The sequence below is a fragment of the Bacillus sp. NEAU-242-2 genome (assembly GCF_027853835.1).
In the GTDB taxonomy this organism is placed as follows: Bacteria; Bacillota; Bacilli; order Bacillales; family Bacillaceae; genus Bacillus; species Bacillus velezensis.
The window spans coordinates 84,812-108,410 of sequence record NZ_JAPNNY010000006.1 but is presented as its reverse complement, the minus strand read 5'-3'; the positions used below and the strand labels follow the sequence as shown (position 1 = coordinate 108,410).

Genomic DNA, 23,599 nt, shown 5'->3' with positions numbered 1-23,599 from the left:
CGCTATCATTTTTGTATAGACGCAGCGAGAGGCAAGGGGGAGTAGGGATGAAAATTTTCAAAAATCTTACGGTGCAGGTCATCACGGCGGTGATCATCGGCGTCATTGTCGGACTCGTATGGCCTGATGCCGGGAAGCAGATGAAGCCGCTCGGCGATACATTTATCAATGCGGTAAAAATGATTATCGCACCGATCATATTCCTGACGATCGTGCTTGGCATCGCCAAGATGGGAGACATGAAAAAAGTCGGCAAAGTCGGGGGAAAAGCATTTATTTATTTTGAAGTCGTGACCACCATCGCCCTTATTATCGGACTTCTGGTCGTCAATATCATGAAACCCGGTGAGGGCCTTGATTACAGCAAGCTTGAAAAAGGGGATGTCTCTCAGTACACCCAAAACGGGGGACAGGGGATTGACTGGATTGAATTTATCACTCACATCGTTCCGTCAAATATGGTTGACGCTTTCGCAAAAGGCGACATTCTTCAGGTCTTATTCTTTTCTGTTTTATTCGGTGTCGGCCTGGCGGCGCTCGGTGAAAGAGGCAAAAGCATTATTGATTTCTTCGATAAACTGTCGCACGTTTTTTTCAAAATCATCGGCTACATCATGCGCGCGGCGCCGATCGGCGCATTCGGGGCCATGGCCTATACGATCGGTCACTTCGGCCTTGATTCCATCAAGCCGCTGGCGAGTCTGATGCTGTCTGTATACGTTACGATGTTCCTGTTTGTATTTGTCGCTTTGAATATCATTTGCAAACTATTCGGTTTCAGCTTGTGGAACTATCTCCGTTTTATTAAAGATGAACTGCTCATCGTTCTCGGCACAAGCTCTTCTGAGTCCGTCCTTCCGCGGATGATGGATAAAATGGAGCGTTACGGCTGTTCCAAATCGGTTGTCGGCCTTGTCATTCCGACGGGATATTCTTTTAACCTGGACGGCACCTCGATTTATCTGTCCATGGCGACGGTTTTTCTGGCGCAGGTATTCGGCGTTGACCTTACCATCGGCCAGCAGGTTACGATCATTCTCGTGCTGATGCTGACATCAAAAGGCGCGGCGGGCGTAACCGGAAGCGGATTTATCGTGCTCGCCTCCACTTTATCGGCACTTCAGGTTATTCCGCTGGAGGGACTGGCGCTGCTCCTCGGCGTTGACCGCTTTATGAGTGAAGGAAGGGCGATCGTCAACCTGATCGGAAACGGAATCGCCACCATCATCGTAGCCAAGAGCGAAAATGAGTTTGACGAAGCGAAAAGCACACAGGCCGTAAAAGAGATGAAAACGGCGGTATAAAAGGAAAGGAACGGCATGCATCCGGCATGCCGTTCTTTTTTTCGGCTGCCATGAGTAAAAAAGATAAATTTGTTTAAATTTATTAGGAGGTGGACAAAGACCTTAGCGTCATTTTGTTATATAATTTACAATTAGAGAGTGAAAGATGAAATCTAAGGGCTTTTTGTCCTAGCAGGAGTGTATAAATGGCGGCTATTTTTAAATTTTTTCAGCATCCGGGTGTCAGACGTTTTTCCGTTTTTCTTGTTTTGACTGGGGTGTTAGTTGTATTCCGAAGTATGATTAATTTGATTTTGCTTACGTTTATTTTTACTTTTCTGATGGATCGGCTGGAGACTGTCATCCGGCACGTGTTGAACCATTTTTTCCGGATCAGCCAGAGGGTGGTCATCACCATTTTATATATTGCGCTGGCTGTCGGGGCGACTGTCGGAGGCTTTGTCTTTTACCCGATTGTTGCCAAGCAGATTGAACAGCTGATTAAGCAGATCAAGCACATCGCGTATCATCCCGATGTCATTCCGTTTTATGATGAGATATCGAGCGTGTTCGGCGATATCAATATCGGTTCCTATGTAAAAGAAGGTTTTAATGTACTGTATACATACTTGGCCGATATCAGCACTTTCGGTTTGCAGGTCGTGATGTCACTGATTCTCAGCATGTTTTTCCTGTTCGAGAAAAAGCGGCTCACGGAGTTTATGAAAAAATTTCAGCACAGCAAGCTGTCTGTTTTTTACTACGAACTTGCTTATTTCGGCAGCAAATTTGCGAGAACATTCGGCAAAGTGCTTGAAGCCCAATTTATTATCGCGCTGGTGAACTGTATCCTCACCTTGATCGCATTGGCGATTCTGCATTTTCCGCAGCTGTTCGGCCTGTCCATCATGGTCTTTTTCCTCGGGCTCATTCCCGTGGCGGGTGTGGTGATTTCGCTCATTCCGCTCAGCATCATCGCGTATACGACGGGCGGCGCTGCGTACGTCATCTACATCGTGCTGGTCATTTTCGTCATTCATGCGATTGAGACGTACTTCCTTAATCCGAAACTGATGTCAGCAAAAACGGAACTGCCGATCTTTTTTACCTTTACGGTTCTGATTTTCTCAGAACATTTCTTCGGCATTTGGGGCTTGATTATCGGAATTCCGATTTTTGTGTTCCTGCTTGATATTCTGGATGTCGTCAATAATGAGGACAAGGAAAAAAACGGACCGGCTCCTGATAAGACATAACGTCGGCTCCGGCTCTTCACGAATATATGACTAATGTTATAATGCAGACAGTGCCTATGTACGGGCACTGTTTATTTTTTGTGAAAAAGGAGGAAGGCTGTATGACTGAGCCGATTTTACATATTGAAGGCCTTGACAAAACAATAGGCAAAAAGCACATTTTAAAAAACATCAGCATGGATGTCAGGCAGGGCGAGATCATCGGTTTGCTCGGTCCGAACGGGTCGGGAAAAACCACACTTATCCGAATCATCGTCGGCCTTTTAAAGAAAAACAGCGGCACGATTACAATTAACGGCTTTCAGCACGATGCTGATTTCGAAAAAGCGCTTGAATCCGTCGGAGCGATCGTGGAAAATCCTGAATTCTACCCGTACCTGACGGGGTGGGAAAATCTGAAGCACTTTGCCAACATGCACAAAAACATCAAAGAGGACAGGCTTCAGGAAGTCATCGAGCGGGTCGGGCTCACAAATGCCGTTCATGACAAAGTTAAAACGTATTCCCTTGGCATGCGTCAGCGTCTCGGGATTGCACAGGCCATTCTTCACCGTCCGAATCTGCTCATTTTAGATGAACCGACAAACGGGCTTGATCCCGGCGGAATGAAGGATTTCCGCGATCACTTAAAGGAACTCGCGGAGCTTGAAGGGACGAGCATCCTTTTTGCGACGCATTTATTGCGTGAAGTGGAGGACCTTTGCGACCGTGTCATCATCATTCAAAAAGGTGAGATCAAAACAGAGGTTGTTCTGCGCGGCGCTGCGGAAAAAGAAGAAAAAGCCATCCTCGACATTCAGCCGGCTGACGCAGCATTCGAATGGCTGTCCCAGCAGCAATTCGTTCCGGAGAAAAACGGCGGGAGCATTACCGTCACCGTAGCGAAGAAGGACATCCCGGCATTAAACCGTGCGCTCGTCGGACAAGACTTTCTCGTGTATTCCATCATGCCGTATGCGGAATCGCTGGAGGATGAATTCATGAAAGTGACGACGGCGCTTCAAGAGGAGGGGGAGACGAATGTTTAAATTGACAGCGAATGAGCATATGAAACTCTTTAACCGAAAAGTCTCATTAGTGGCGCTGATTCTGATGGCTGTTCTCCAATTTATTATGGCGCTTGTCATTAAACGGCTTGTCATCAGTTCCGGAACGGATGAGAATTTCATCGGCTATATGGCGTACGCCCCCGGGCTGAATATTCTGCTTGAGGCATTAACAATCGTTATCGCGGCAACGATCATTTCCGCTGAATTTGATAAGAAAACGATCAAATTTTTGTTGATCCGTCCGGTAAAGCGGGAGCGGATTTTTGTATCTAAACTCATTACCGTATTTTTGGTCAGCTTGTACCTGTATGCGGCGTACTATATTCTGTCTCTGCTGTTCGGCATGGCTTTCTTCGGAGTGTCGGTGACATCTGAATCAGGGACGCTTCTTGTGAACACCCTGAAAGTAATCGGCACGAACTGGGTCGAGGCGTTTGCGATGGCATGCTTTGGCTTGTTGTGTTCTTCTGTATTCCGAAACAGTGCAACGGCCGTCATTTTGTCATTTATCGTGCTGTACGGCGCAAAATCCCTTGTGACGATTATGTCGCTCTTCCAAAACAAATGGGGAAGTTTTCTGCTGTTCGCAAATACTGACCTGACGCAATATATGAGCGGGGCGAAACCGCTGTTTGCGGGAATGACGCCGTTATTTTCCGCAGGCATTATCATTATCCATATCGTATTCTTCTTAGCCGTTGCTTGGTGGAGCTTTTGCAAACGAGATGTTCGGGTATAAAGTAAAGGAATGACATTTTTGTGAAAAAGATCACGATAAATCAATAATTTATGCTATTTTGATTTATAATAAAGGTAATGACGGAGGTGCTCACTTGAGAAATTTTATTACCGCATTACCGATTGTGTTATTGCTTGGTTTTTCCTTTTTGTCATTCATGTTTCAATTCGAACATCTTGTTTATTTCAGGCTTGCGCTGGGTTTGTTTTCTACAGTGGGGCTGTTTCTCTTATATAAAATGAAGACGGGATTCCGTTATTTCATCATCTACCTGTATGCAAGCTGGATCGTGCTTGCGGCGGTTACCGCGTTTGAAGAGCCGATTTTTTCAAGCTTTTTCTTTGGCGGGCTTGTGATGACGATGGGTTATCTCACATATATGCTGATTTATCTCGGGCTCAAGCAGGACCGCGGCCCGGAAGCAGTCTGAACGCGCTATTCCATGGAATAGCGTGTTTTTTTTGTACAGCCTCACAGTTGCGAAACGAGACTTGAATCTCTATAATACTTATTAACTTTATCGGAATTATAATGGGGGGATTCCAGTGTCTTTATGGATACAGAATGAACGGCAGCGGGAATGGATGGAAAAAATCGGCCTGCTTGCAGACGAATTTCAAAAAACAGCCGCGCTTGATGATGAGGCGGGCCGTTTTCCCGCGGAGAAAATTCAAAGACTGCGCGACGCGGGATATACGGCGTTAACGGTACCTGAGGCATTCGGCGGTGCAGGCATTTCCGTTTATGAGATGGTGCTGTTTCAGGAACGGCTGGCGCGGGGAGACGCGGCCGTCGCTCTCGGAATCGGCTGGCATTTATCCGTCATGGGTGAGCTCGGAGAAGGAAACAGCTGGGATGAAGATGTCTTTTCATTTATCACAGAAGAGGTGAAAAAGGGAGCCGTCCTGAACAGGGCAGCGACGGAACGGCAGACCGGCAGTCCGACGAGGGGAGGAAGACCCGGCACCTCCGCTGTCAAAAAAGACGGAAAATGGGTGCTGAACGGCCGAAAAACCTTTACAACCCTTTCGCTGACTTTGGATTATATGCTTGTGACGGCATGGATTGAAGAAAAACAGACGACCGGTGTTTTTCTCATTCATAAAGATCAGGCAGGCGTTTCAGTCGAAGAAACATGGGATATGATTGCCATGAAGGCGACCGGAAGCCATGATCTCCTTTTAGATCATGTCACGGTCAGTGACGAGCGGCTTGTGGAGCTTATCAGCGGGCCGAGAGCGGCGAAAGTGAATGGCTGGCTGCTTCACATTCCAGCTGCTTATCTGGGCATCGCTCAAGCGGCAAGGGACTATGCCGTCCGGTTTGCATCCGAATATTCGCCGAACAGCCTGAACGGACCGATTAAAGACGTGCCGGCCGTTCAGCAGCGTGTCGGGGAAATGGAGCTTGAATTGTTAAAAGCGAGACAGTTTCTCTTTACGGCGGCCCAAATGTATGATGACCCGAAACGCCGCCCTTTCATCAAAAGCGAGCTCGGTGCGGCAAAACATATTGTGACAAATGCCGTCCTTTCTGTTGTTGACAAAGCAATGAGAATCACCGGCGCAAAAAGCCTGGAGCGAAATAATCCGCTTCAGCGGTATTATCGGGATGCCCGGGCCGGCCTTCACAATCCGCCGATGGACGATGCGGTCATCGGCAAATTAGCGGCGGAAGCCTTTGAGTAATAAAAAAAGAGCCTGAAAAAGGCTCTTTTTATGTATGGCTGTTGTGCCGGAGCAGTTTTTGATGCTTGCGGTCAATTCTGTCATAGATCACATTCATCAGCTTCTGATTATTCATAATGGCCGCCTTGTTTTCTTTTATCAGCTGTTCGTATGTTTTTATTTTACGTTTCGCCATGAGCCCGCACCTTCCTTACATATTTGTATTCGCTTTCTAATTCTCCGAGCGATAATTCATATAAATGCCGTTCCGACTTTTTGTATATTCCGTTATTGATCAGCAAATGGATCAGATGTTTTTTTCGTCCTTCAACGGATGATCTGAGCTGAGGAGAAGACCTCATGATTACCCTCCTAATCAAATGATATTGAGAATCATTATCAGTTAATGAAAGTATACAATGGACATATTCATATGTAAAGGAAAAATACCGCCAATTTTTCGACAAAAGTTTCCCGGGGAATAATGCTGTCGAATATTGCATTTGGTCAGATCAAAGCTGCTATTTTTCCGCTTTTCCATCCATACTATGAATGAGAATGGAGGAGTCCTTGCATGAATGATCAAACGGCAAACTTAAAACGGGGCGAAAAAGGCGCGATTCTTAATATCGCCGCGTACCTCATCCTTGCCGCCGTCAAACTGGTGATCGGTCTTATTTATCATTCCGAAGCGCTCAGAGCGGACGGGTTAAATAATGCCACGGATATTGTCGCATCACTGGCTGTGCTGATCGGGCTCCGGATTTCCCAGCGCCCCGCGGACAGTGATCATGCCTACGGACATTATCGGGCTGAAACAATTTCTTCATTAATTGCGTCTTTTATTATGATGGCGGTCGGTATTGAAGTGCTGATCGGAGGAGCAAAGGCGATTGTCAGCGGAACGGAGGCCGAGCCGAGCTTCATTGCGGCATGGACGGCGCTCGGAAGCGCGATTGTCATGTACGGCATGTATGTATATAACAGCCGTCTTGCGGATCGGGTTAAAAGTTCTGCGCTTCAGGCGGCGGCGAAAGACAGCCGTTCTGACGCCTATGTCAGTATTGGGGCGTTTATAGGCGTCTTAACGGCCCGGCTTCATCTGCCGTGGATTGATCCGGTCATTGCCTTTCTGATCGGAATTATCATCTGTAAGACGGCATGGGACATCTTCAAAGATGCTTCCCACTCATTAACGGACGGGTTTGATCTGAAAGATTTGGAGCCGTATAAACACACAGTGAAAGAAATAAAAGAGGTCAGCAGGCTGAAGGATGTGAAAGCAAGGTATTTGGGGAGCACGGTTCATGTGGAAATGGTCATTACGGTAGATCCGGGACTGTCTGTGAAAGAAGGCCATGAAGTAGCCGATGAAGTCGAATATGCAATAAAACATGAACATGATGTGACTCATGTCCATGTTCATGTAGAGCCTGAAGTCATAAACAAAGATCGTGAAACGAATTAAATATGCTGTGATAAAAACTCTGTGACTTCTTCGGGCGTTTTCGCGTTTGCGCTGTGAAGATGCGCTTTCTTTTCGCCGTTTTTAAAGATCAGAAGGCTCGGTATGCCCATTACCTGATATTTGTCGGCAAGCTCAGGGAGCTCGTCTCTGTTCAGCTCATACCAATCATTTTGATTATATTCTTCCAAAATATCGCCGATGAACATATTCATGCGCGTGCAGTCAGGGCACCAGTCAGCGAAAAATTTCACGATGATTTCCTTGTCGGATTGAATAAGTTCATTAAATTGTTCTGTTGTACTGATTTTTTTCATATGACACATCTCCTTTTCCATGCCATTTTAATATAAAATAAAAAGGAATTACATACAAATGCTTTCATATTCAGAATGCCCAAAAATAATTAGATCATTTTCTGAGGAAAGTGATAAGATAGTAAAGATGAATTGTTGTGGGGGGAATATCCATTGAAAACAAGTCTAGGATTGGTGTACGGCGGAAAGTCAGCCGAACACAATGTATCGCTGCAGACAGCATTAGCTGTAACAAAAGCGCTTAATACTGAGAAGTTTGATATACATCCGATTTACATCACTGAAAAAGGAGAATGGCAAAGAGGCCCGCTGCTGACTGAGCCGGTTTCCAACGTGAAAATGCTTCAGCTGGAACAAAACGGTGAAAGTTTCGCTCTATCAGCATTGAACCGGGAAATGTTTCCAGAAGCGTCGCCTGACGAAAAGGCGCCGATCGATGTCGTATTTCCGCTTCTCCACGGACCGAACGGTGAAGACGGCACGATTCAGGGTCTGCTGGAATTGCTGAACGTTCCTTATGTCGGCAACGGCGTGCTTGCATCATCAGCCGGCATGGATAAAGTCATCATGAAGCATTTGTTTGCTCAAGCGGGGCTTCCGCAGGCGAAGTACGCCGCTTTTTTAAAAAAGGACTGGAAACAGACGCCGGACAGCTGCTTACAGCAGGTTGAAGAGGAGCTGGGATATCCGTGCTTCGTCAAACCGGCGAACCTCGGGTCAAGCGTCGGAATCAGCAAATGCCGAAACCGTGAAGAGCTTGAAAAAGCCTTCGAACTGGCTTTTGAGTATGACCGGAAAATTGTGGTGGAAGAAGGAATCGCCGGCAGAGAAATCGAAATCGGCGTGCTCGGAAATGACGAACCGAAATGCTCCGCCGTCGGTGAAATCGCGCCGAAAACCGACTTTTACGATTACAAAGCGAAATATGAAGACGGCGACACGGATTTAATGATTCCCGCGCAAGTGACGGATGAACAATATGCGGAAATCAGCGAGATGGCGATTAAAGCCTTCAAAGCGATTGACGGATCAGGCCTTGTCCGCGCCGATTTCTTCCTGACCAATGACGGTCAAGTGCTCATTAACGAAGTGAACACAATGCCGGGCTTTACGCCATTCAGCATGTTCCCGCTGCTTTGGAAAGAAGCAGGCGTAGATTACAGTGATCTGATCGAACAGCTGGTTGAGCTGGCAAAAGAACGCCATGCCGAAAAACAGCTGATTAAACATACATTTTAATGAAGACGGACACTGCCTGAAGGGGCAGTGTCTTTTCCCGTAACAGACAACATTTTCAGAAAGCGAGGTGCCACCTTTGATAAAGCGAACTGTAAAACGAATCGCCGACATGGTCAAAGGCACACTGACAAATCCTGTATTTGAACAAACAATGATTGAGGGCGCCGCAACCGATACGCGGACTTTGGAAAAAAATCAGCTGTTCATTCCTTTAAAAGGCGAGCATTTTAACGGCCACACTTTTGTGCCGCAAGCATTCGAAAAAGGCGTTTCCGCGGTGTTGTGGGACCGCTCTGAACCGAATCCGCCGGAAGAGCGTGCTGTCATCCTTGTCGATGACACGCTGGAGGCGCTGCAGACATTGGCGAAAGCTTATTTGAAAGAACTCGGCACACGGGTCATCGGGGTGACCGGGAGCAACGGAAAAACGACAACGAAAGACATGCTTCACGCCGTTCTCGGCACTCAGTACCGCGTTCACAAAACCGCCGGCAATTTCAACAACCATATCGGCCTGCCGCTGACCGTGCTTGCCATGCCTGAAGATACAGAAATCGCCGTTTTAGAAATGGGAATGAGCGCGAGAGGCGAAATTGATTTTCTGAGCCGTCTTGCTGAACCGGAAGCTGCCGTCATTACCAATATCGGCGAATCCCACATGCAGGATTTAGGCTCAAGAGAAGGAATTGCGGAGGCGAAACTTGAAATTATAAACGGACTTCGGGAAGACGGTGTTCTGTTTTATTTCGGGGATGAGCCGCTGCTCCGCGAAAAGGCGTACACTTGCCGGACAACGACATACGGCGCAGGCGCTGACAATGATCTCCGTCTGAAAGAAATAAAACAGGCGGAAGAAGGCACGTACTTCAATATCGACGGGATCGAACGTTCTTTCTTTATTCCCATTCTCGGCAGACATAATGTGATGAATGCCATGGCTGCATACGCCGCCGGCATCTATTTCGGCATTACGCCGGAAAATGCCGCTCTGGGACTGAGCCGCCTGAAGGTGACGGGGATGAGATTGGAACTGGTTAAAACGGACAACGGCATCTCGATCGTAAACGACGCGTATAATGCGAGCCCGACGTCAATGAAAGCGGCGGTCGAATTAATCGAAACGATGAAAGGCTATCGGAAGAAAATGCTCGTGCTCGGTGATATGCTTGAACTCGGTGATGAAGAAAAAGCATTCCACGAAGAATGCGGAGCTGCGATCAATCCGGCGGAAATCGACCATGTATTTACTTACGGCACACTCGGCGCATTCATCGCTGACGGAGCGCGCCGGCATTTTGAAGAAGGGCGCGTCAGCCATTATCTTGACAAAAAAGAACTGCTTTGCGCCATACAGGAAAAGACCGCTTCCGGCGATCTCCTTCTGTTTAAAGCATCAAGAGGTATGAAGCTCGAAGAAATCGTTAAAGATTTATTAGAGAAGAACTGAAAAAATACCGATCAGCATCATAAAAATATACAAAAATGAAGAAACTAATTCAGGGTGAAATAATTCTGTCCGTATGAAAAAGCAAGGCCGCCGGCTGGGAAATCCCGTCCGGCGCGGGGTCCGGCCTCGTTCGCGGGAAGAATCCGGTCAGGCCGCTTCCGGCCGCCTGACCATCTCGCCTTATTGAAAAACACATAGTGTAATGGTAAGATTAAACGTAAAGTAATTCGGGCTTTGTATACGTATGATCCTGTCCTTTGGATGAAAGGGCAGTTTTTAGTGGTAAATCACGACATTACTGAAACAGCAATCAGAAGGAGTTTGAATAATTTGACTATAACGTTTCAAGATTTCCAATTAAGTTCTGATCTCATGAAATCAATCAATCGTATGGGATTTGAAGAAGCAACACCGATTCAGGCACAAACGATTCCGCTCGGACTTTTAAATAAAGATGTCATCGGACAAGCGCAAACAGGTACAGGTAAAACAGCTGCGTTCGGTATACCCCTTGTTGAAAAAATGAACCCCGAGTCTCCTAATATTCAAGCAATCGTAATCGCGCCAACCCGTGAATTAGCCATTCAAGTATCTGAAGAGTTATATAAAATCGGACAAGATAAGCGTGCGAAAGTGCTGCCTATTTACGGCGGTCAGGATATCGGACGTCAGATCCGCGCATTGAAGAAAAACCCGCATATCATCGTAGGTACGCCGGGGCGTCTTCTTGACCATATCAACCGCCGCACGATCCGTTTAAACAACGTGAACACGGTTGTCATGGACGAGGCTGATGAAATGCTGAACATGGGATTCATTGATGATATTGAATCCATTCTCTCAAACGTGCCGAGCGACCACCAAACGCTCTTATTCTCAGCAACAATGCCTGCGCCGATCAAACGGATCGCAGAGCGTTTCATGACTGAGCCGGAACACGTAAAAGTAAAAGCGAAAGAAATGACTGTGTCCAACATTCAGCAGTTCTACTTGGAAGTGCAGGAGCGCAAAAAATTCGATACGCTGACTCGTCTTCTTGACATTCAGTCTCCGGAACTAGCGATCGTATTCGGCCGTACAAAACGCCGTGTTGACGAATTGACGGAAGCGCTGAACCTTCGCGGATATGCGGCTGAAGGAATTCACGGCGACTTAACGCAGGCGAAGCGTATGGTAGCGCTCCGCAAGTTTAAAGAAGGTGCGATCGAAGTGCTTGTAGCGACTGACGTTGCTGCCCGCGGACTTGATATCTCAGGTGTTACCCACGTTTACAACTTTGACGTGCCTCAAGATCCTGAAAGTTACGTTCACCGTATCGGAAGAACGGGACGCGCAGGAAAAACGGGTATGGCGATGACGTTTATCACACCGCGTGAGAAAAACATGCTTCGCGCGATCGAACAAACGACAAAACGCAAAATGGACCGCATGAAAGAGCCGACGCTTGACGAAGCATTAGAAGGTCAGCAGCAGGTGACGGTTGACCGTCTGCGTACGGCGATCAGCGAAAACAACCTGAACTTCTACATGACGGCAGCTGCGGAATTGTTAGAAGATCATGATGCAGTGACAGTTGTGGCTGCAGCCATTAAAATGGCGACAAAAGAGCCGGACAGCACGCCTGTACGCCTCACTGATGAAGCGCCGATGGTCAGCAAACGCTATAAAAACCAGCGTACTTCTAAGCGCAGAGACGGCCAAGGCGGCGGCTACCGCGGCGGCAAAGGGAAAAACAACAACCGTTCTTCCTACGATAAAAAACGCTCAAGCGACCGCCGTTCTTCAGGTGACAGACGCCAGAAAAAATCTTACTAAAACACTGGAAGCGGACCCTTTTACGGGGTCCGCTTTTTTTGATATGCCGGAAAGTGAATCTTTTTTGCAAATCAGCCGTATTTGTATGTATGATAAAAATGGGAGGTAGGTATGTTGAGAGCACAGCCAAAAAATCGAATCAGTCCAAGCGGCTTAAAAGTCTGGCGTCTTCAGGAAATCATCCTGTCCGCCTTCTGTCTTCTGGCCGTTATAGCAGCAGCTGTTTTAAGCCATTTCTTCCATTGGCCGTATTGGATCACCGGAGTCCTCGGCATCATTTGGGTCATCGGTTCAGTGATATCCGTCTATGCCATACCGAAAATCAGGCACAGGATCTGGCGCTATGAGGTCCATGAAAATGAAATTGATATTCAATCCGGCATTTTTATAGTCAAACGGGTCATTGTGCCGATGGTGAGGGTGCAGCACGTAGATACTTCACAAGGCCCGCTCCTCAGAAGGTACCGTCTGGCCTCAGTCAAAATCTCCACGGCGGCAACCGTTCATTCCATTCCGGCGCTTGATATGGAGGAAGCTGACCGGCTGAGGGATTCCATTTCCCGTCTGGCAAGGGTGACGGAAGATGATGTCTGAGCCGAAACGTCTGCACCCGGCGGCCGTGATTTTGAACTTATTCCATATTATTATCGAAACCATTAAAAACATTATTCTGCCATTTTTTCTCGTCTATATTGTTAATTCCAACCACTTCATCCGCTTTTACGGAGGCATTGCGCTCGCCGTCCTGCTTATCTGGCTGATTACGGCAAGTGTGATCGAGTGGAGAAAATTTACATACCGGATTGAGGACGGAGAATTCAGAATTGAAGAAGGCTTGTTTTTTACGAAAAAGAGATACATCTCCATTGACCGGATTCAATCAATGAATACGAGTGCCGGCATCATTCAGCAGCTGTTTAAGCTTGTTAAGCTTCAAATCGAAACGGCCGGCGACGGGAAAGACGCCGAGGCTGTCTTATCCGCCATTACGGTGGAAGAGGCGGAACGGATCAGAGCGGCTGTTTTTCAGCAAAAAGCGGAGCAAGAAGAACGAGGGGAGACCGCAGCGGAGCAGGAGCCGATGCGCGGGGAAGATGTGCAATCCGTTTACCGCCTGTCTGTGGGTGAGCTGCTTATGGCCGCCTCAACATCCGGGGGGATCGGTGTCATCATCTCAGCGGTATTCGCCCTCTTTTCTCAGATTGATGAAGTACTTCCGATGGACTGGCTCTATGACAGGTTTTCCTTTCTCAAGCATGCGAGCATCGGCATATACGCCGTGATCATTTTCATAGGATTGTTCATCGCCTGGCTGTTAAGCATCGCCGGTATGATGATCAAGCATGCCAACTTTAAGATAGAAAAAAAGGAACACGAATTGGTCATTACGAGAGGAATTATTGAAAAACATCAAGTGACGATCCCGCTCCGTAAAATCCAAGCCATTAAAATTAAAGAAAATGTGATCAGGCAGTTATTCGGATACGCGACGGTTGCGATTGTCAGCGCCGGAAGTGCGGGGAATGAGAAAGAAGGAGCTCAGACGATTCTGTTTCCGATCATCCGCAAATCAAAGCTCGGTGTGATGCTGAACGGTTTCACACCGGATTACGTACTGGAAGAAAACAGGAATCATTTGCCGAAAAGGGCGCTGCGCCGGTATTTATTCCGCTCCGTTATCTTCTCGGTTTTCGTGATCATTCCGCTTTGTATTCTGTTTAAACCGTGGGGATATGCATCGCTCCTTGTGCTTCCCGTCGAACTGGTGCTGGGCTACGCCTCATTTAAGAGCGCGTCATGGTGCTTAAACGGCGGCCGGCTGCAGCTCACCACACGGCTGATCGGGAAGACGACCACGATTATGCTGAGAAGAAGAATGCAGATGTTTGAAGTCAGCCGCTCCTTTCTGCAAAAAAGAAGGCGGCTCGCATCTGTGGCTACCGCAGTGAAATCAGCTCACCACATGGAGCATGTCATGCTGAAGGATGTCAGCGAGGAAGATGCCGAACGCATCGGGCGCTGGTATTCATATGAAAAAGCGGACGGTTAATACCGCCGCTTTTTTTGCTGCACGCATAAAAAGGAAAGCAAAAATCCGCCTGCCAATCCGAACAAATGCGCCATAATGTTAATATTAGAATTGATAAACGTCGACAGTACCGCGATGATAAGCAGGGTCATAATCATTTTCGACTGATCCCGGCCGATCAGCTCCTTGCGGAAAACAGTCAGAAACACATACACGCCGAAAAGTCCGAAGATCGCGCCGGATGCGCCGACATGCACATAATCAAGCGGTTCGGCAAGATACGTGCCGATATTGCCGATAATGCCCGATGCGATGTACACAATCAAAAAACGGACTTTTCCGAGCATCTGCTCCAGCGGGGGCGCGAATAAAAAGAGAGACATGGAGTTAAACAAAAGGTGAGTGAAATTCGCATGTAAAAACATCGGTGTCACCAGCCGCCACCATTCTCCCGAGGAAACGCCGTAATTATAGCCGGTCACTGCATCTGACCACATCATGACGGAATGAAGCGGCATACTGAAAAACAGCCACAAGAACGCCTGCAGCGCCAAGATACAGCTGACGGCCGGATAACGTCTGATAAAAGTCTGGAAATTTTCCGTACGTATAAACATCGCAAGCCCCTTTGCATCTGATTTGTTACATATATAGTAACACGTTTATGACATAAACCGTTTTTTAGTACGGACTTTTAGGAGGAATTCACATGATTTTCGGAATCGGAATCGACATCGTTGAACTGCACAGAATTGAAAACATGATGAGCCGGCAGGCGAGGTTTCCGCAAAGAATATTGACGGAGGCTGAATACGCCCGTTTTACATTGCTGTCGGATAAAAGGAAAATTGAATTTCTCGCGGGAAGATTTGCGGCAAAAGAAGCCTTTTCGAAAGCATACGGCACAGGTATCGGCAAAGAGCTCAGCTTTCAGGATATTGAAACCGGAAACGACACGGCGGGCAAGCCGGTGCTGACCTGCGCCAAGCTGGACGGCGCGGCGGTTCACGTCTCCATTACCCATACAAAAGAATACGCCGCGGCACAGGTCGTGATTGAAAGGTTGTCACGCTAGTCTGCATATTAGCCGAAACCCCTTCATATATTTGATAGTGCATTAAGGGAGACAAGTTGTTTGAGGCTTTTATGGTACGCGTCCGTCCGTTCAGGGCGTACCGTTAAAGTCAAACAAGCGATTTCTTCCCTTTACATCAATTGAGAAGAAGGGGTTGAAAAAAGGTGAGAAAAAGCTTTGTTTTGCTTTTAACGGGACTGCTTGCCGTCCTTATTCTTTCGGCCTGCGGCCAAAAATCACAGGAAGATATCGTGAACGGTTTAGATAAGAAGGCGAAAGAATACACCTCGTACAAAGCGAAAGCCAAAATGACCATTCAGACGGGGAGTGATCCGCAAGTATACAATGTGGAAATCTGGCATAAAAAACCTTCCCTGTACCGGGTCTATCTGGAAAATCCGAAAAAAGACCAAAACCAAGTCATTTTACGGAACGCCAACGGAGTCTTTGTCCTTACGCCGTCTTTAAATAAGAGCTTCAGGTTCCAAAGCGATTGGCCGAATAACAGCAGCCAAGTATATTTGTTTGAGTCACTTGTAAAGGACGTGCAGCATGACAAAGACGCCGTCTATTCCGCCAAAGATAAAAAGTACACGTTTGAAACAAAAACAAACTATCAGCACAACAAAATGCTGCCGACTCAGGAAATCACTTTCAACAAAAAGGACATGAGCCCGTCGCTCGTCAAAGTGATGGATACAGACCGGAAAGTGATGGTAAAAGTCGAATTCAAAAGCTTTGAATTCAACAAGCCGTTTGATAAAGACTCTTTTGACGAGAAGAAAAATATGACGCTTTCCCAGATGGACGTCGCCACAAGCGCCAAGCCGTCTGATTCATTTGCGGTCAAAACACCGCTTCAAGTGCCGGCCGGCGTCAAAAAGCTTGAAGAGAAAGATATTTCAACGGCGGACGGCAAACGGATCGTCATGACTTACGGCGGAGAAAAATCCTTCACCCTTATTCAAGAAAAAGCCCATATCGCAAAAGCCGCCTCTGCCGTCACGCTGAAAGGCGAACCGGTTAATCTCGGCTTCACGGTGGCCGCATTATCTGATACGTCTTTAACGTGGACATATGACGGAGTCGATTATCTTCTGTCATCACAGGATCTGACAAAAGATGAAATGGTGGCCGCCGCTAAAAGCATGCAGGGACAGTCGTCAAAATAATGTCAAAAAAGAGGCCGCCGCTGTCGGTCTCTTTTTTGATTCCATTTCACTTTGCAGAATAATTTTAGTATGATAATAACAATATGAATTGAAAATAATGCTAGGAAGTGTATCGAATGAACACAGCATCCTTTTACAGAGAAACGTGGGCGGAAATCAACCTGTCCGCGATTAAAGAAAATGTCACGCATATGAAAAAACACATCGGGCAAAACGTCCATCTCATGGCGGTTGTAAAGGCGAACGCTTACGGCCACGGAGATTTGGAAGTTGGGAAAGCCGCGCTTGAAGCGGGTGCCTCTTGTCTTGCCGTAGCCATACTGGATGAAGCGATTTCATTGAGAAAACGGGGCATTACAGCGCCGATTCTCGTGCTTGGCGCCGTGCCGCCCGAATATGTACAAGCAGCTGCCGAGTATGACGTAACACTCACGGGGTATTCTGTTGAATGGCTTCAGGAAGCTGCGCGCCACCTCGGAGGTGCCACATTGCCGTTTCATCTGAAAGTCGACACCGGCATGAACAGACTCGGAGTCAAAACGGAGGAAGAAATCCAAAGCGTGTTAAAAATCCTCAGCCAAAATCCCGGTTTAGTCTGTAAAGGTGTATTCACCCATTTTGCTACCGCGGATGAGAAAAACAGAGATTATTTCCTCTTCCAGTTTGACCGCTTTAAAACATTGATCGCTCCGCTCCCTTTAAAAGAATTGATGGTGCACTGCGCGAACAGCGCCGCCGGACTTCGCCTTAAAAAAGGCTTCTTTAACGCGGTTCGTTTCGGCATCAGTATGTACGGGCTTCGTCCTTCTGCTGACATCCAAAGCGAAATTCCGTTTCAATTAAAGCCGGCTTTTGCGCTGCACTCTGTGTTATCCCATGTGAAAAAGATCCGCAAAGGGGAAAGCGTCAGCTACGGCGCAACATATACGGCAGAGAAGGATCAATGGATTGGAACGGTTCCCATCGGCTATGCAGACGGGTGGCTCCGCAAGCTGAGCGGCACGTCTGTGCTGATCGGCGGCAAACGGATGAACATCGCGGGAAGAATCTGCATGGATCAATTGATGGTCGAATTAGATCACTCTTATCCGCCGGGCACCAAAGTCACCCTGATCGGCAGCCAGAAGGAAGAAACGATCACGATGGATGAAATCGCAGGGCGGCTTGAGACGATTAATTACGAGGTCCCTTGTACCATTAGTTCCCGCGTTCCCCGTATGTTTTTGGAAAATGAGAGTATAATGGAAGTAAGAAATCCTTTACTGCAAGATAATACAAACAAGTAGCCGTCATCCGGAAAAAGAGAATTTATAAAACAGCTTTGCTTGACGTTTGAATAATGGTATCATTATGTCTGGATGGATGAATTGGTCGTATCCGTAAGTTTGGTGGAGGTGTATGTTTTTTGTCTGAATCCAGCGCAAGAACCGAAATGAAAATCAGCTTGCCCGAAAACTTAGTAGCTGAATTGGATGGTGTAGCGATGCGGGAGAAACGAAGCAGAAACGAACTGATATCACAAGCAGTGAGAGCGTATGTCAGCGAACGGACGACTCGCCATAACCGTGATTTGATGAGACGCGGGTATATGGAAATGGCGAAAATCAACTTGAATATCTCTTCTGAGGCTCACTATGCTGAGTGCGAAGCAGAAACGACCGTTGAGCGCTTAGTCAGCGGAGGATAATCATTTTGATTGTAAAGCGCGGCGATGTTTATTTTGCTGATTTATCTCCTGTTGTTGGCTCAGAGCAAGGCGGCGTACGCCCGGTTTTAGTGATCCAGAATGATATCGGAAATCGCTTTAGCCCGACTGCTATTGTTGCAGCCATAACAGCCCAAATACAGAAAGCGAAATTACCAACCCACGTCGAAATTGATGCAAAACGCTACGGTTTTGAAAGAGATTCCGTTATTTTGCTGGAGCAAATTCGGACGATTGACAAGCAAAGATTAACGGATAAAATAACTCATCTGGATGATGAAATGATGGATAAGGTTGATGAAGCCCTGCAAATCAGTTTGGCACTCATTGATTTTTAGTCATATTTTGGTTGCTCATATAGAGCAACTTTTTTTGTTTTCGAAAAACATAAGCGCTATAATAAAGAGATAATCAAACAAAATTTGTTGTTTTGTGTCGGGAGGTCAGTGAAACCCATGTCGAATCAGAAAGTGTATCAGTTCATTATTGATCAGCATGATGAACTGCTTGATACTTGGACAGCCAAACTAAAAGAAGTAGGCAATCAGGAAGACTATCAGCTTACGAATCACATATGTGAAAATATTTGTAAAGACTATATAGACATTCTTTTATTATCGACAAAAAATGACGAGGCTACGGAAGAGCAGATCAGTGAACTCGCACTGCGCGCCGTTCAGCTCGGCCTGTCGCTGAAACTTCTTTCAGCCACCCTGTCAGAGTTTTGGAAACTGCTTTACGAAACGATGGTCGACCTTAATATGGCCGATCAGGACAGAGCAGATTTGATTTTGGAAATAGACAGCTTTTTCAATCCGATCAACACGGAAATTTTAAATCAGTATTCTATCTCCTGGGAAAAAACGGTTACTTTGCAAAAAATCGCGCTTCAGGAATTGTCGGCTCCGCTGATCCCGGTATTTGAGCATGTAACGGTCATGCCGCTTGTCGGGACGATTGATACGGAGCGTGCAAAGCATATTATGGAAAATCTGTTAAACGGCGTCGTAAAGCACCGTTCACAGGTTGTATTAATTGATATTACGGGCGTGCCGGTCGTTGATACGATGGTGGCGCACCATATTATTCAGGCATCAGAAGCGGTGCGGCTTGTCGGCGCGAAATGTCTGCTCGTCGGAATCCGTCCGGAAATCGCGCAGACGATCGTTAATCTGGGAATTGATTTGTCGCAGGTTATTACGAAGAATACCCTTCAAAAAGGAATTCAAACAGCGCTTGAAATGACAAATCGAAAAATCGTTTCATTGGGGGAATAACATTGTGAGACATCCAAAAATCCCGATCCTGAAACTGTATAACTGCTTATTGGTATCCATCCAATGGGAGCTTGACGACCAGACAGCTTTGCATTTTCAAGAAGATCTGCTGAACAAAATCTATGAAACCGGCGCAAACGGGGTCGTCATTGACCTGACATCCGTTGACATGATCGATTCATTTATCGCGAAAGTGCTCGGCGATGTCATCACCATGTCTAAATTGATGGGTGCAAAGGTCGTATTGACGGGAATTCAGCCGGCTGTGGCGGTCACATTGATTGAACTCGGAATCTCACTTGAGGAAATCGAAACGGCGCTCGATTTAGAGCAAGGGCTTGAGACATTGAAGCGGGAATTGGGGGAATAGCGATGAACGACCAATCCTGTGTGAAAATCATGACAGAATGGGATATCGTAGCCGCCAGACAGCTTGGCCGCAACGTTGCGAAGGAATTAGGCTTCGGCACGGTGGACCAGGCCAGAATCACGACGGCTATCTCAGAATTGGCCAGAAACATTTACTTATATGCAGGCAAGGGCCAGGTCAGCATAGAACAAGTAAACGACAGAGGGAAAAAAGGCCTTAAAATTATAGCAGAAGACAAAGGACCCGGAATCCCCGACATCCGTAAAGTGATGGAAGACGGCTTTTCAACGTCAGGCGGACTGGGAGCGGGACTTCCGGGCGTCAAAAGGCTGATGGACGAATTCAGCCTGCAATCTGTTGCAGAGGAAGGAACAGAGATTCAAGCCGTAAAATGGCTTCGGTAGGAGGTTAGAACGTGGATTTCAGGGAGGTTATAGAGCAGCGGTATCATCAGCTGCTTAGCCGATATATAGCCGAATTAACAGAAACATCTTTATATCAAGCCCAAAAATTCAGCCGAAAAACGATTGAACATCAGGTTCCTCCGGAGGAGATCATCAGCATCCACCGAAAAGTGGTAAAGGAACTGTATCCGGATCTGCCGGAAGATGTTTTTCATTCGCTGGATTTTTTAATAGAAGTCATGATTGGCTACGGGATGGCTTATCAGGAACACCAAAGTCTGCGAGATATCCAGCAGGAGCTTCGTTCAGAAATTGAAATTGCCGCAAATGTTCAGCAGACGCTGCTGGGCACAAAAATTCCTGAAGAAGAAGAACTGGATATCGGGGCGATCAGCGTCCCCGCCAAGCAAATGAGCGGGGACTATTATCACTTTGTCAAAGACAAGGAATCGATTAACATCGCGATAGCCGATGTCATCGGAAAAGGAATACCCGCCGCATTGTGCATGTCGATGATCAAGTATGCCATGGACTCTCTTCCGGAGATCGGCATTCACCCCTCCCAAGTGCTGAAAAATCTTAACCGCGTTGTAGAACAGAACGTGGACTCAAGCATGTTTATCACCATGTTTTACGCAAACTACAATACGAAAAATCACCAATTTACATATGCTTCTGCGGGGCATGAACCGGGCTTCTACTACTCTGAAAAAGAAAAAAAGTTTTATGATCTGGAGGCAAAAGGATTGGTGCTGGGAATTTCCCAGGATTTTGATTACAGCCAATATGAACAGCACATGGACGAAGGAGACATGATCGTTCTTTTTTCTGACGGCGTCACCGAATGCCGCACCGAAAACGGTTTCTTAGAACGCAGCGACATTCAGCGCATGCTGGAAGAACATATGGACTGCTCCGCGCAGGATATGGTCAAAAATATTTACGACAGCCTGCTGAGACTTCAGGACTTTCAGCTTCATGACGATTTTACGTTAATTGTTTTGAAAAGAAAGGTTTAAAAAAACAGCAGCACGGGTAAAAAGCCATTAGCACGAGTAAGGATAACTTTCAGAGGTGATACGATGAATTTAACGGTAGATATGAAGGAGAATCTTTCAGATATACAAATCAATATCGCTGGAGAAATCGATGTATACTCAGCTCCGGTGGTTCGTGAAAAGCTGATGCCCCTGGCAAACGAGGGGAAGGACATGAGAATCTGCTTAAAAGATGTAAACTATATGGACAGTACGGGTTTAGGCGTTTTTGTAGGCGTGTTTAAAACGGTGAGCAAGGAAGGCGGCTCTCTGAAGCTTGAGAATCTTTCCGACCGGCTCGTCCGTCTGTTTGAAATTACGGGGCTTAAGGACATCATCGACATTTCGGCAAAGTCAGAAGGTGGCGTGCAATGAGTACATCAGTTGATTATATAGAGATGAAAATTCCGGCCGAACCGGAATATGTAGGAATCGTCAGGCTTACGTTATCAGGAGTCGCCAGCAGAATGGGCTATACCTATGATGACATTGAAGATTTGAAAATCGCTGTCAGCGAAGCTTGTACAAACGCTGTCCAGCATGCATACAAAGATGAAAATAAGGGAGAAGTATCCGTGCGGTTCGGTGTGTTTGAGGATCGGCTGGAGGTCATTGTCGCCGATCAGGGAGACAGCTTTGATTTTGATCAGAAGCAGCAGGATCTCGGGCCGTACACACCTTCGCACACAGTCGATCAATTGTCAGAAGGAGGGCTCGGTCTGTATTTAATGGAAACGCTCATGGATGAAGTCAAAGTTCAAAGCAACTCTGGCGTAACCGTGGCGATGACAAAGTATTTAAATGGGGAGCGAGTTGATCATGGCACAACCATCAAAAACTACGAAACTAACTAAAGATGAAGTTGATCGGCTCATACGCGACTTTCAAACACATGATAATAAAGAAGCCCAGGAAACACTCGTCGAGGTGTATACCAATCTCGTCGAAATGCTGGCAAAGAAATATTCAAAAGGAAAAAGCTTTCACGAAGACCTCCGCCAGGTCGGGATGATCGGACTTCTCGGAGCCATTAAACGGTATGATCCCGAGGTCGGCAAATCCTTTGAAGCATTTGCGATTCCGACCATCATCGGCGAGATCAAACGCTTCCTCAGAGATAAAACATGGAGCGTACACGTCCCGAGACGGATTAAAGAACTCGGTCCGCGCATTAAAATGGCGGTGGATCAGCTGACGACAGAGACGCAGCGGTCGCCGAAAGTCGAAGAAATCGCAGCCTTTCTCGATGTGTCAGAAGAGGAAGTGCTTGAAACGATGGAGATGGGAAAAAGCTATCAGGCGCTTTCTGTCGATCACAGCATCGAAGCGGATGCGGACGGAAGCACCGTCACGATTTTAGATATCGTCGGGTCGCAGGAGGAAGGATACGAACGCGTCAACCAGCAGATGATGATCAAAAGCGTGCTTCATGTGCTGTCCGACCGCGAAAAACAGATTATCGATCTAACATTTGTGCAAAATAAAAGCCAAAAAGAAACAGGGGACATTCTCGGAATATCTCAAATGCACGTCTCGCGCCTGCAGCGGAAAGCGGTGAAAAAACTGAGAGAGGCCTTGATTGGAGATCCCTCCATGGAGCTAATGTAATGATTCAGGTTGAAGAAAATGAACATGTTCAAACTCTCGTATACCAATTAAATAAAGAAGGCAAGTCCATATGCGGCGACAGCTTTTTTATGAAGGCGAATGAAGAAGAATTAGTTTGCGCGGTAGCGGACGGTCTCGGCAGCGGATCTCTTGCCAACGAATCCTCGTCAGCCATTAAAGACATCGTGGAAACGTATGCGGATGAGGATGTGGAAAGCATCATTGAGCGCTGCAATCAAGCGATGAAAAACAAAAGAGGGGCGACTGCCTCCATCTTAAAAATCAATTTCATCAAAAGGGAATTGACATACTGCTCGATCGGCAACGTCCGTTTCTTCCTGCACTCCCCATCAGGCGAAGTCTTTCATCCGCTGCCGATTTCGGGTTACCTCTCAGGCAAACCGCAAAGATACAAAACGTATACGTCATCATACGAAAAAGGGGCGACATTCATCATCTACACGGATGGGCTTGAGGTTCCGCATATCCGCACCTGCTTAAAGCAGGGACACTCAATAGAAGAAATATCAAAATCACTTCATCCGTACACAACATCCAGACGTGATGATTTGACCTATATTCTCGGGCAGCTTTTATCGTAAGGCTGCTTTTTTTATGTTCCGCCGTTTTTTGATACACTAGAGA

Annotated in this window: 29 protein-coding genes; 25 read left to right on the top strand and 4 right to left on the bottom strand. The window is 46.8% G+C overall.

The genetic code is table 11. From position 1 onward, the window contains the following. Positions 1 to 47: 47 nt before the first annotated feature. From dctP to OWN49_RS16885, 6 genes are all read left to right on the top strand, one after another. The gene (dctP, locus tag OWN49_RS16910) at positions 48 to 1,304 is read left to right on the top strand and encodes a C4-dicarboxylate transporter DctP (RefSeq protein WP_058906576.1); all 1,257 of its coding nucleotides are present in this window, start codon (positions 48 to 50) and stop codon (positions 1,302 to 1,304) included. A gap of 185 nt (positions 1,305 to 1,489) precedes the next feature. Then, positions 1,490 to 2,539 carry an AI-2E family transporter gene (locus tag OWN49_RS16905; protein ID WP_058906577.1) on the top strand — a complete coding sequence of 350 codons (1,050 nt, stop codon included), beginning with the start codon at positions 1,490 to 1,492 and terminating at the stop codon, positions 2,537 to 2,539. A gap of 101 nt (positions 2,540 to 2,640) precedes the next feature. Further along, complete coding sequence (locus tag OWN49_RS16900) at positions 2,641 to 3,567, top strand: ABC transporter ATP-binding protein (RefSeq protein WP_071392110.1); 927 nt, start codon at positions 2,641 to 2,643, stop codon at positions 3,565 to 3,567. 19 nt (positions 3,568 to 3,586) lie between these two features. Continuing rightward, positions 3,587 to 4,327 (top strand): ABC transporter permease, encoded by a 741-nt coding sequence (locus OWN49_RS16895; protein ID WP_088005483.1) that lies wholly within the window; start codon positions 3,587 to 3,589, stop codon positions 4,325 to 4,327. 94 nt (positions 4,328 to 4,421) lie between these two features. Then, on the top strand, positions 4,422 to 4,757 hold the full coding sequence (locus tag OWN49_RS16890) for a hypothetical protein (RefSeq protein ID WP_070081397.1): 336 nt from the start codon (positions 4,422 to 4,424) through the stop codon (positions 4,755 to 4,757). Between the two features lie 115 nt (positions 4,758 to 4,872). Further along, complete coding sequence (locus tag OWN49_RS16885; RefSeq protein ID WP_107994535.1) at positions 4,873 to 6,015, top strand: acyl-CoA dehydrogenase family protein; 1,143 nt, start codon at positions 4,873 to 4,875, stop codon at positions 6,013 to 6,015. A 28-nt stretch (positions 6,016 to 6,043) separates the two neighbouring features. On the opposite strand, the gene fbpB is transcribed toward OWN49_RS16885, so the two are convergent. Beyond that, a complete protein-coding gene (gene fbpB / locus OWN49_RS16880; protein WP_003156206.1) occupies positions 6,044 to 6,190 on the bottom strand; it encodes a Fur-regulated basic protein FbpB in 147 nt (48 codons plus the stop codon). Continuing rightward, a complete protein-coding gene (locus tag OWN49_RS16875) occupies positions 6,177 to 6,356 on the bottom strand; it encodes a Fur-regulated basic protein FbpA (protein ID WP_003156203.1) in 180 nt (59 codons plus the stop codon). The genes fbpB and OWN49_RS16875 overlap by 14 nt, the downstream gene beginning before the upstream one ends. Before the next feature lie 212 nt (positions 6,357 to 6,568). Here OWN49_RS16875 and OWN49_RS16870 point away from each other — a divergent pair, with 212 nt between their 5' ends. After that, positions 6,569 to 7,462, top strand: a complete 894-nt coding sequence (locus OWN49_RS16870; protein WP_077721833.1) for a cation diffusion facilitator family transporter — start codon at positions 6,569 to 6,571, stop codon at positions 7,460 to 7,462. On the opposite strand, the gene OWN49_RS16865 is transcribed toward OWN49_RS16870, so the two are convergent. Then, the gene (locus tag OWN49_RS16865) at positions 7,459 to 7,776 is read right to left on the bottom strand and encodes a thioredoxin family protein (protein WP_003156200.1); all 318 of its coding nucleotides are present in this window, start codon (positions 7,774 to 7,776) and stop codon (positions 7,459 to 7,461) included. The genes OWN49_RS16870 and OWN49_RS16865 overlap by 4 nt on opposite strands. A gap of 153 nt (positions 7,777 to 7,929) precedes the next feature. Here OWN49_RS16865 and OWN49_RS16860 point away from each other — a divergent pair, with 153 nt between their 5' ends. From OWN49_RS16860 to OWN49_RS16840, 5 genes are all read left to right on the top strand, one after another. Further along, the gene (locus OWN49_RS16860; protein WP_003156199.1) at positions 7,930 to 9,015 is read left to right on the top strand and encodes a D-alanine--D-alanine ligase; all 1,086 of its coding nucleotides are present in this window, start codon (positions 7,930 to 7,932) and stop codon (positions 9,013 to 9,015) included. Between the two features lie 76 nt (positions 9,016 to 9,091). Then, positions 9,092 to 10,462: a UDP-N-acetylmuramoyl-tripeptide--D-alanyl-D-alanine ligase gene (locus tag OWN49_RS16855; RefSeq protein ID WP_176283127.1), complete on the top strand. Its 1,371-nt coding sequence runs from the start codon at positions 9,092 to 9,094 to the stop codon at positions 10,460 to 10,462. Between the two features lie 330 nt (positions 10,463 to 10,792). Next, entirely contained in the window at positions 10,793 to 12,277 is a 1,485-nt protein-coding gene (gene cshA / locus OWN49_RS16850) for a degradosome RNA helicase CshA (protein ID WP_003156196.1), read from the top strand. Between the two features lie 114 nt (positions 12,278 to 12,391). Next, positions 12,392 to 12,871 carry a PH domain-containing protein gene (locus OWN49_RS16845; RefSeq protein WP_003156195.1) on the top strand — a complete coding sequence of 160 codons (480 nt, stop codon included), beginning with the start codon at positions 12,392 to 12,394 and terminating at the stop codon, positions 12,869 to 12,871. After that, the gene (locus OWN49_RS16840) at positions 12,861 to 14,327 is read left to right on the top strand and encodes a PH domain-containing protein (RefSeq protein ID WP_077721835.1); all 1,467 of its coding nucleotides are present in this window, start codon (positions 12,861 to 12,863) and stop codon (positions 14,325 to 14,327) included. The genes OWN49_RS16845 and OWN49_RS16840 overlap by 11 nt, the downstream gene beginning before the upstream one ends. Here OWN49_RS16840 and OWN49_RS16835 read toward each other — a convergent pair. Continuing rightward, complete coding sequence (locus tag OWN49_RS16835; RefSeq protein ID WP_003156193.1) at positions 14,324 to 14,923, bottom strand: rhomboid family intramembrane serine protease; 600 nt, start codon at positions 14,921 to 14,923, stop codon at positions 14,324 to 14,326. The two genes, OWN49_RS16840 and OWN49_RS16835, sit on opposite strands and share 4 nt — an antisense overlap. Positions 14,924 to 15,015: 92 nt before the next feature. Between OWN49_RS16835 and acpS the strand changes: the two genes are divergently transcribed. The 13 genes from acpS to OWN49_RS16770 all read left to right on the top strand — a co-directional run bounded on the left by acpS (position 15,016) and on the right by OWN49_RS16770 (position 23,556). Beyond that, positions 15,016 to 15,381: a holo-ACP synthase gene (gene acpS / locus OWN49_RS16830; RefSeq protein ID WP_071392104.1), complete on the top strand. Its 366-nt coding sequence runs from the start codon at positions 15,016 to 15,018 to the stop codon at positions 15,379 to 15,381. Between the two features lie 164 nt (positions 15,382 to 15,545). After that, positions 15,546 to 16,553, top strand: coding sequence for a LolA family protein (locus OWN49_RS16825; protein ID WP_003156191.1), 1,008 nt, complete (start codon positions 15,546 to 15,548; stop codon positions 16,551 to 16,553). A gap of 116 nt (positions 16,554 to 16,669) precedes the next feature. After that, positions 16,670 to 17,839, top strand: coding sequence for an alanine racemase (gene alr / locus OWN49_RS16820; protein WP_077721837.1), 1,170 nt, complete (start codon positions 16,670 to 16,672; stop codon positions 17,837 to 17,839). Positions 17,840 to 17,958: 119 nt separating this feature from the next. After that, positions 17,959 to 18,240, top strand: a complete 282-nt coding sequence (gene endB / locus OWN49_RS16815) for a type II toxin-antitoxin system antitoxin EndoAI (protein ID WP_003156188.1) — start codon at positions 17,959 to 17,961, stop codon at positions 18,238 to 18,240. Positions 18,241 to 18,245: 5 nt separating this feature from the next. Next, on the top strand, positions 18,246 to 18,596 hold the full coding sequence (ndoA, locus tag OWN49_RS16810) for a type II toxin-antitoxin system endoribonuclease NdoA (protein ID WP_003156187.1): 351 nt from the start codon (positions 18,246 to 18,248) through the stop codon (positions 18,594 to 18,596). A gap of 117 nt (positions 18,597 to 18,713) precedes the next feature. Next, the gene (locus tag OWN49_RS16805; protein WP_003156182.1) at positions 18,714 to 19,535 is read left to right on the top strand and encodes an STAS domain-containing protein; all 822 of its coding nucleotides are present in this window, start codon (positions 18,714 to 18,716) and stop codon (positions 19,533 to 19,535) included. A gap of 4 nt (positions 19,536 to 19,539) precedes the next feature. Further along, positions 19,540 to 19,905 carry an RsbT antagonist protein RsbS gene (rsbS, locus tag OWN49_RS16800; RefSeq protein ID WP_003156180.1) on the top strand — a complete coding sequence of 122 codons (366 nt, stop codon included), beginning with the start codon at positions 19,540 to 19,542 and terminating at the stop codon, positions 19,903 to 19,905. Positions 19,906 to 19,907: 2 nt separating this feature from the next. Further along, positions 19,908 to 20,309: an anti-sigma regulatory factor gene (locus OWN49_RS16795; RefSeq protein WP_003156178.1), complete on the top strand. Its 402-nt coding sequence runs from the start codon at positions 19,908 to 19,910 to the stop codon at positions 20,307 to 20,309. Between the two features lie 11 nt (positions 20,310 to 20,320). Then, the gene (locus OWN49_RS16790; protein WP_003156177.1) at positions 20,321 to 21,328 is read left to right on the top strand and encodes a PP2C family protein-serine/threonine phosphatase; all 1,008 of its coding nucleotides are present in this window, start codon (positions 20,321 to 20,323) and stop codon (positions 21,326 to 21,328) included. A 63-nt stretch (positions 21,329 to 21,391) separates the two neighbouring features. Further along, positions 21,392 to 21,721 carry an anti-sigma factor antagonist RsbV gene (rsbV, locus tag OWN49_RS16785; RefSeq protein ID WP_003156176.1) on the top strand — a complete coding sequence of 110 codons (330 nt, stop codon included), beginning with the start codon at positions 21,392 to 21,394 and terminating at the stop codon, positions 21,719 to 21,721. Then, positions 21,718 to 22,200 carry an anti-sigma B factor RsbW gene (gene rsbW / locus OWN49_RS16780; RefSeq protein WP_003156173.1) on the top strand — a complete coding sequence of 161 codons (483 nt, stop codon included), beginning with the start codon at positions 21,718 to 21,720 and terminating at the stop codon, positions 22,198 to 22,200. The genes rsbV and rsbW overlap by 4 nt, the downstream gene beginning before the upstream one ends. Further along, positions 22,166 to 22,954 (top strand): RNA polymerase sigma factor SigB, encoded by a 789-nt coding sequence (gene sigB, locus OWN49_RS16775; RefSeq protein WP_003156171.1) that lies wholly within the window; start codon positions 22,166 to 22,168, stop codon positions 22,952 to 22,954. The genes rsbW and sigB overlap by 35 nt, the downstream gene beginning before the upstream one ends. Then, the gene (locus OWN49_RS16770) at positions 22,954 to 23,556 is read left to right on the top strand and encodes a PP2C family serine/threonine-protein phosphatase (RefSeq protein ID WP_003156170.1); all 603 of its coding nucleotides are present in this window, start codon (positions 22,954 to 22,956) and stop codon (positions 23,554 to 23,556) included. Before sigB ends, OWN49_RS16770 begins: the two co-directional genes overlap by 1 nt. Positions 23,557 to 23,599: the final 43 nt, after the last annotated feature.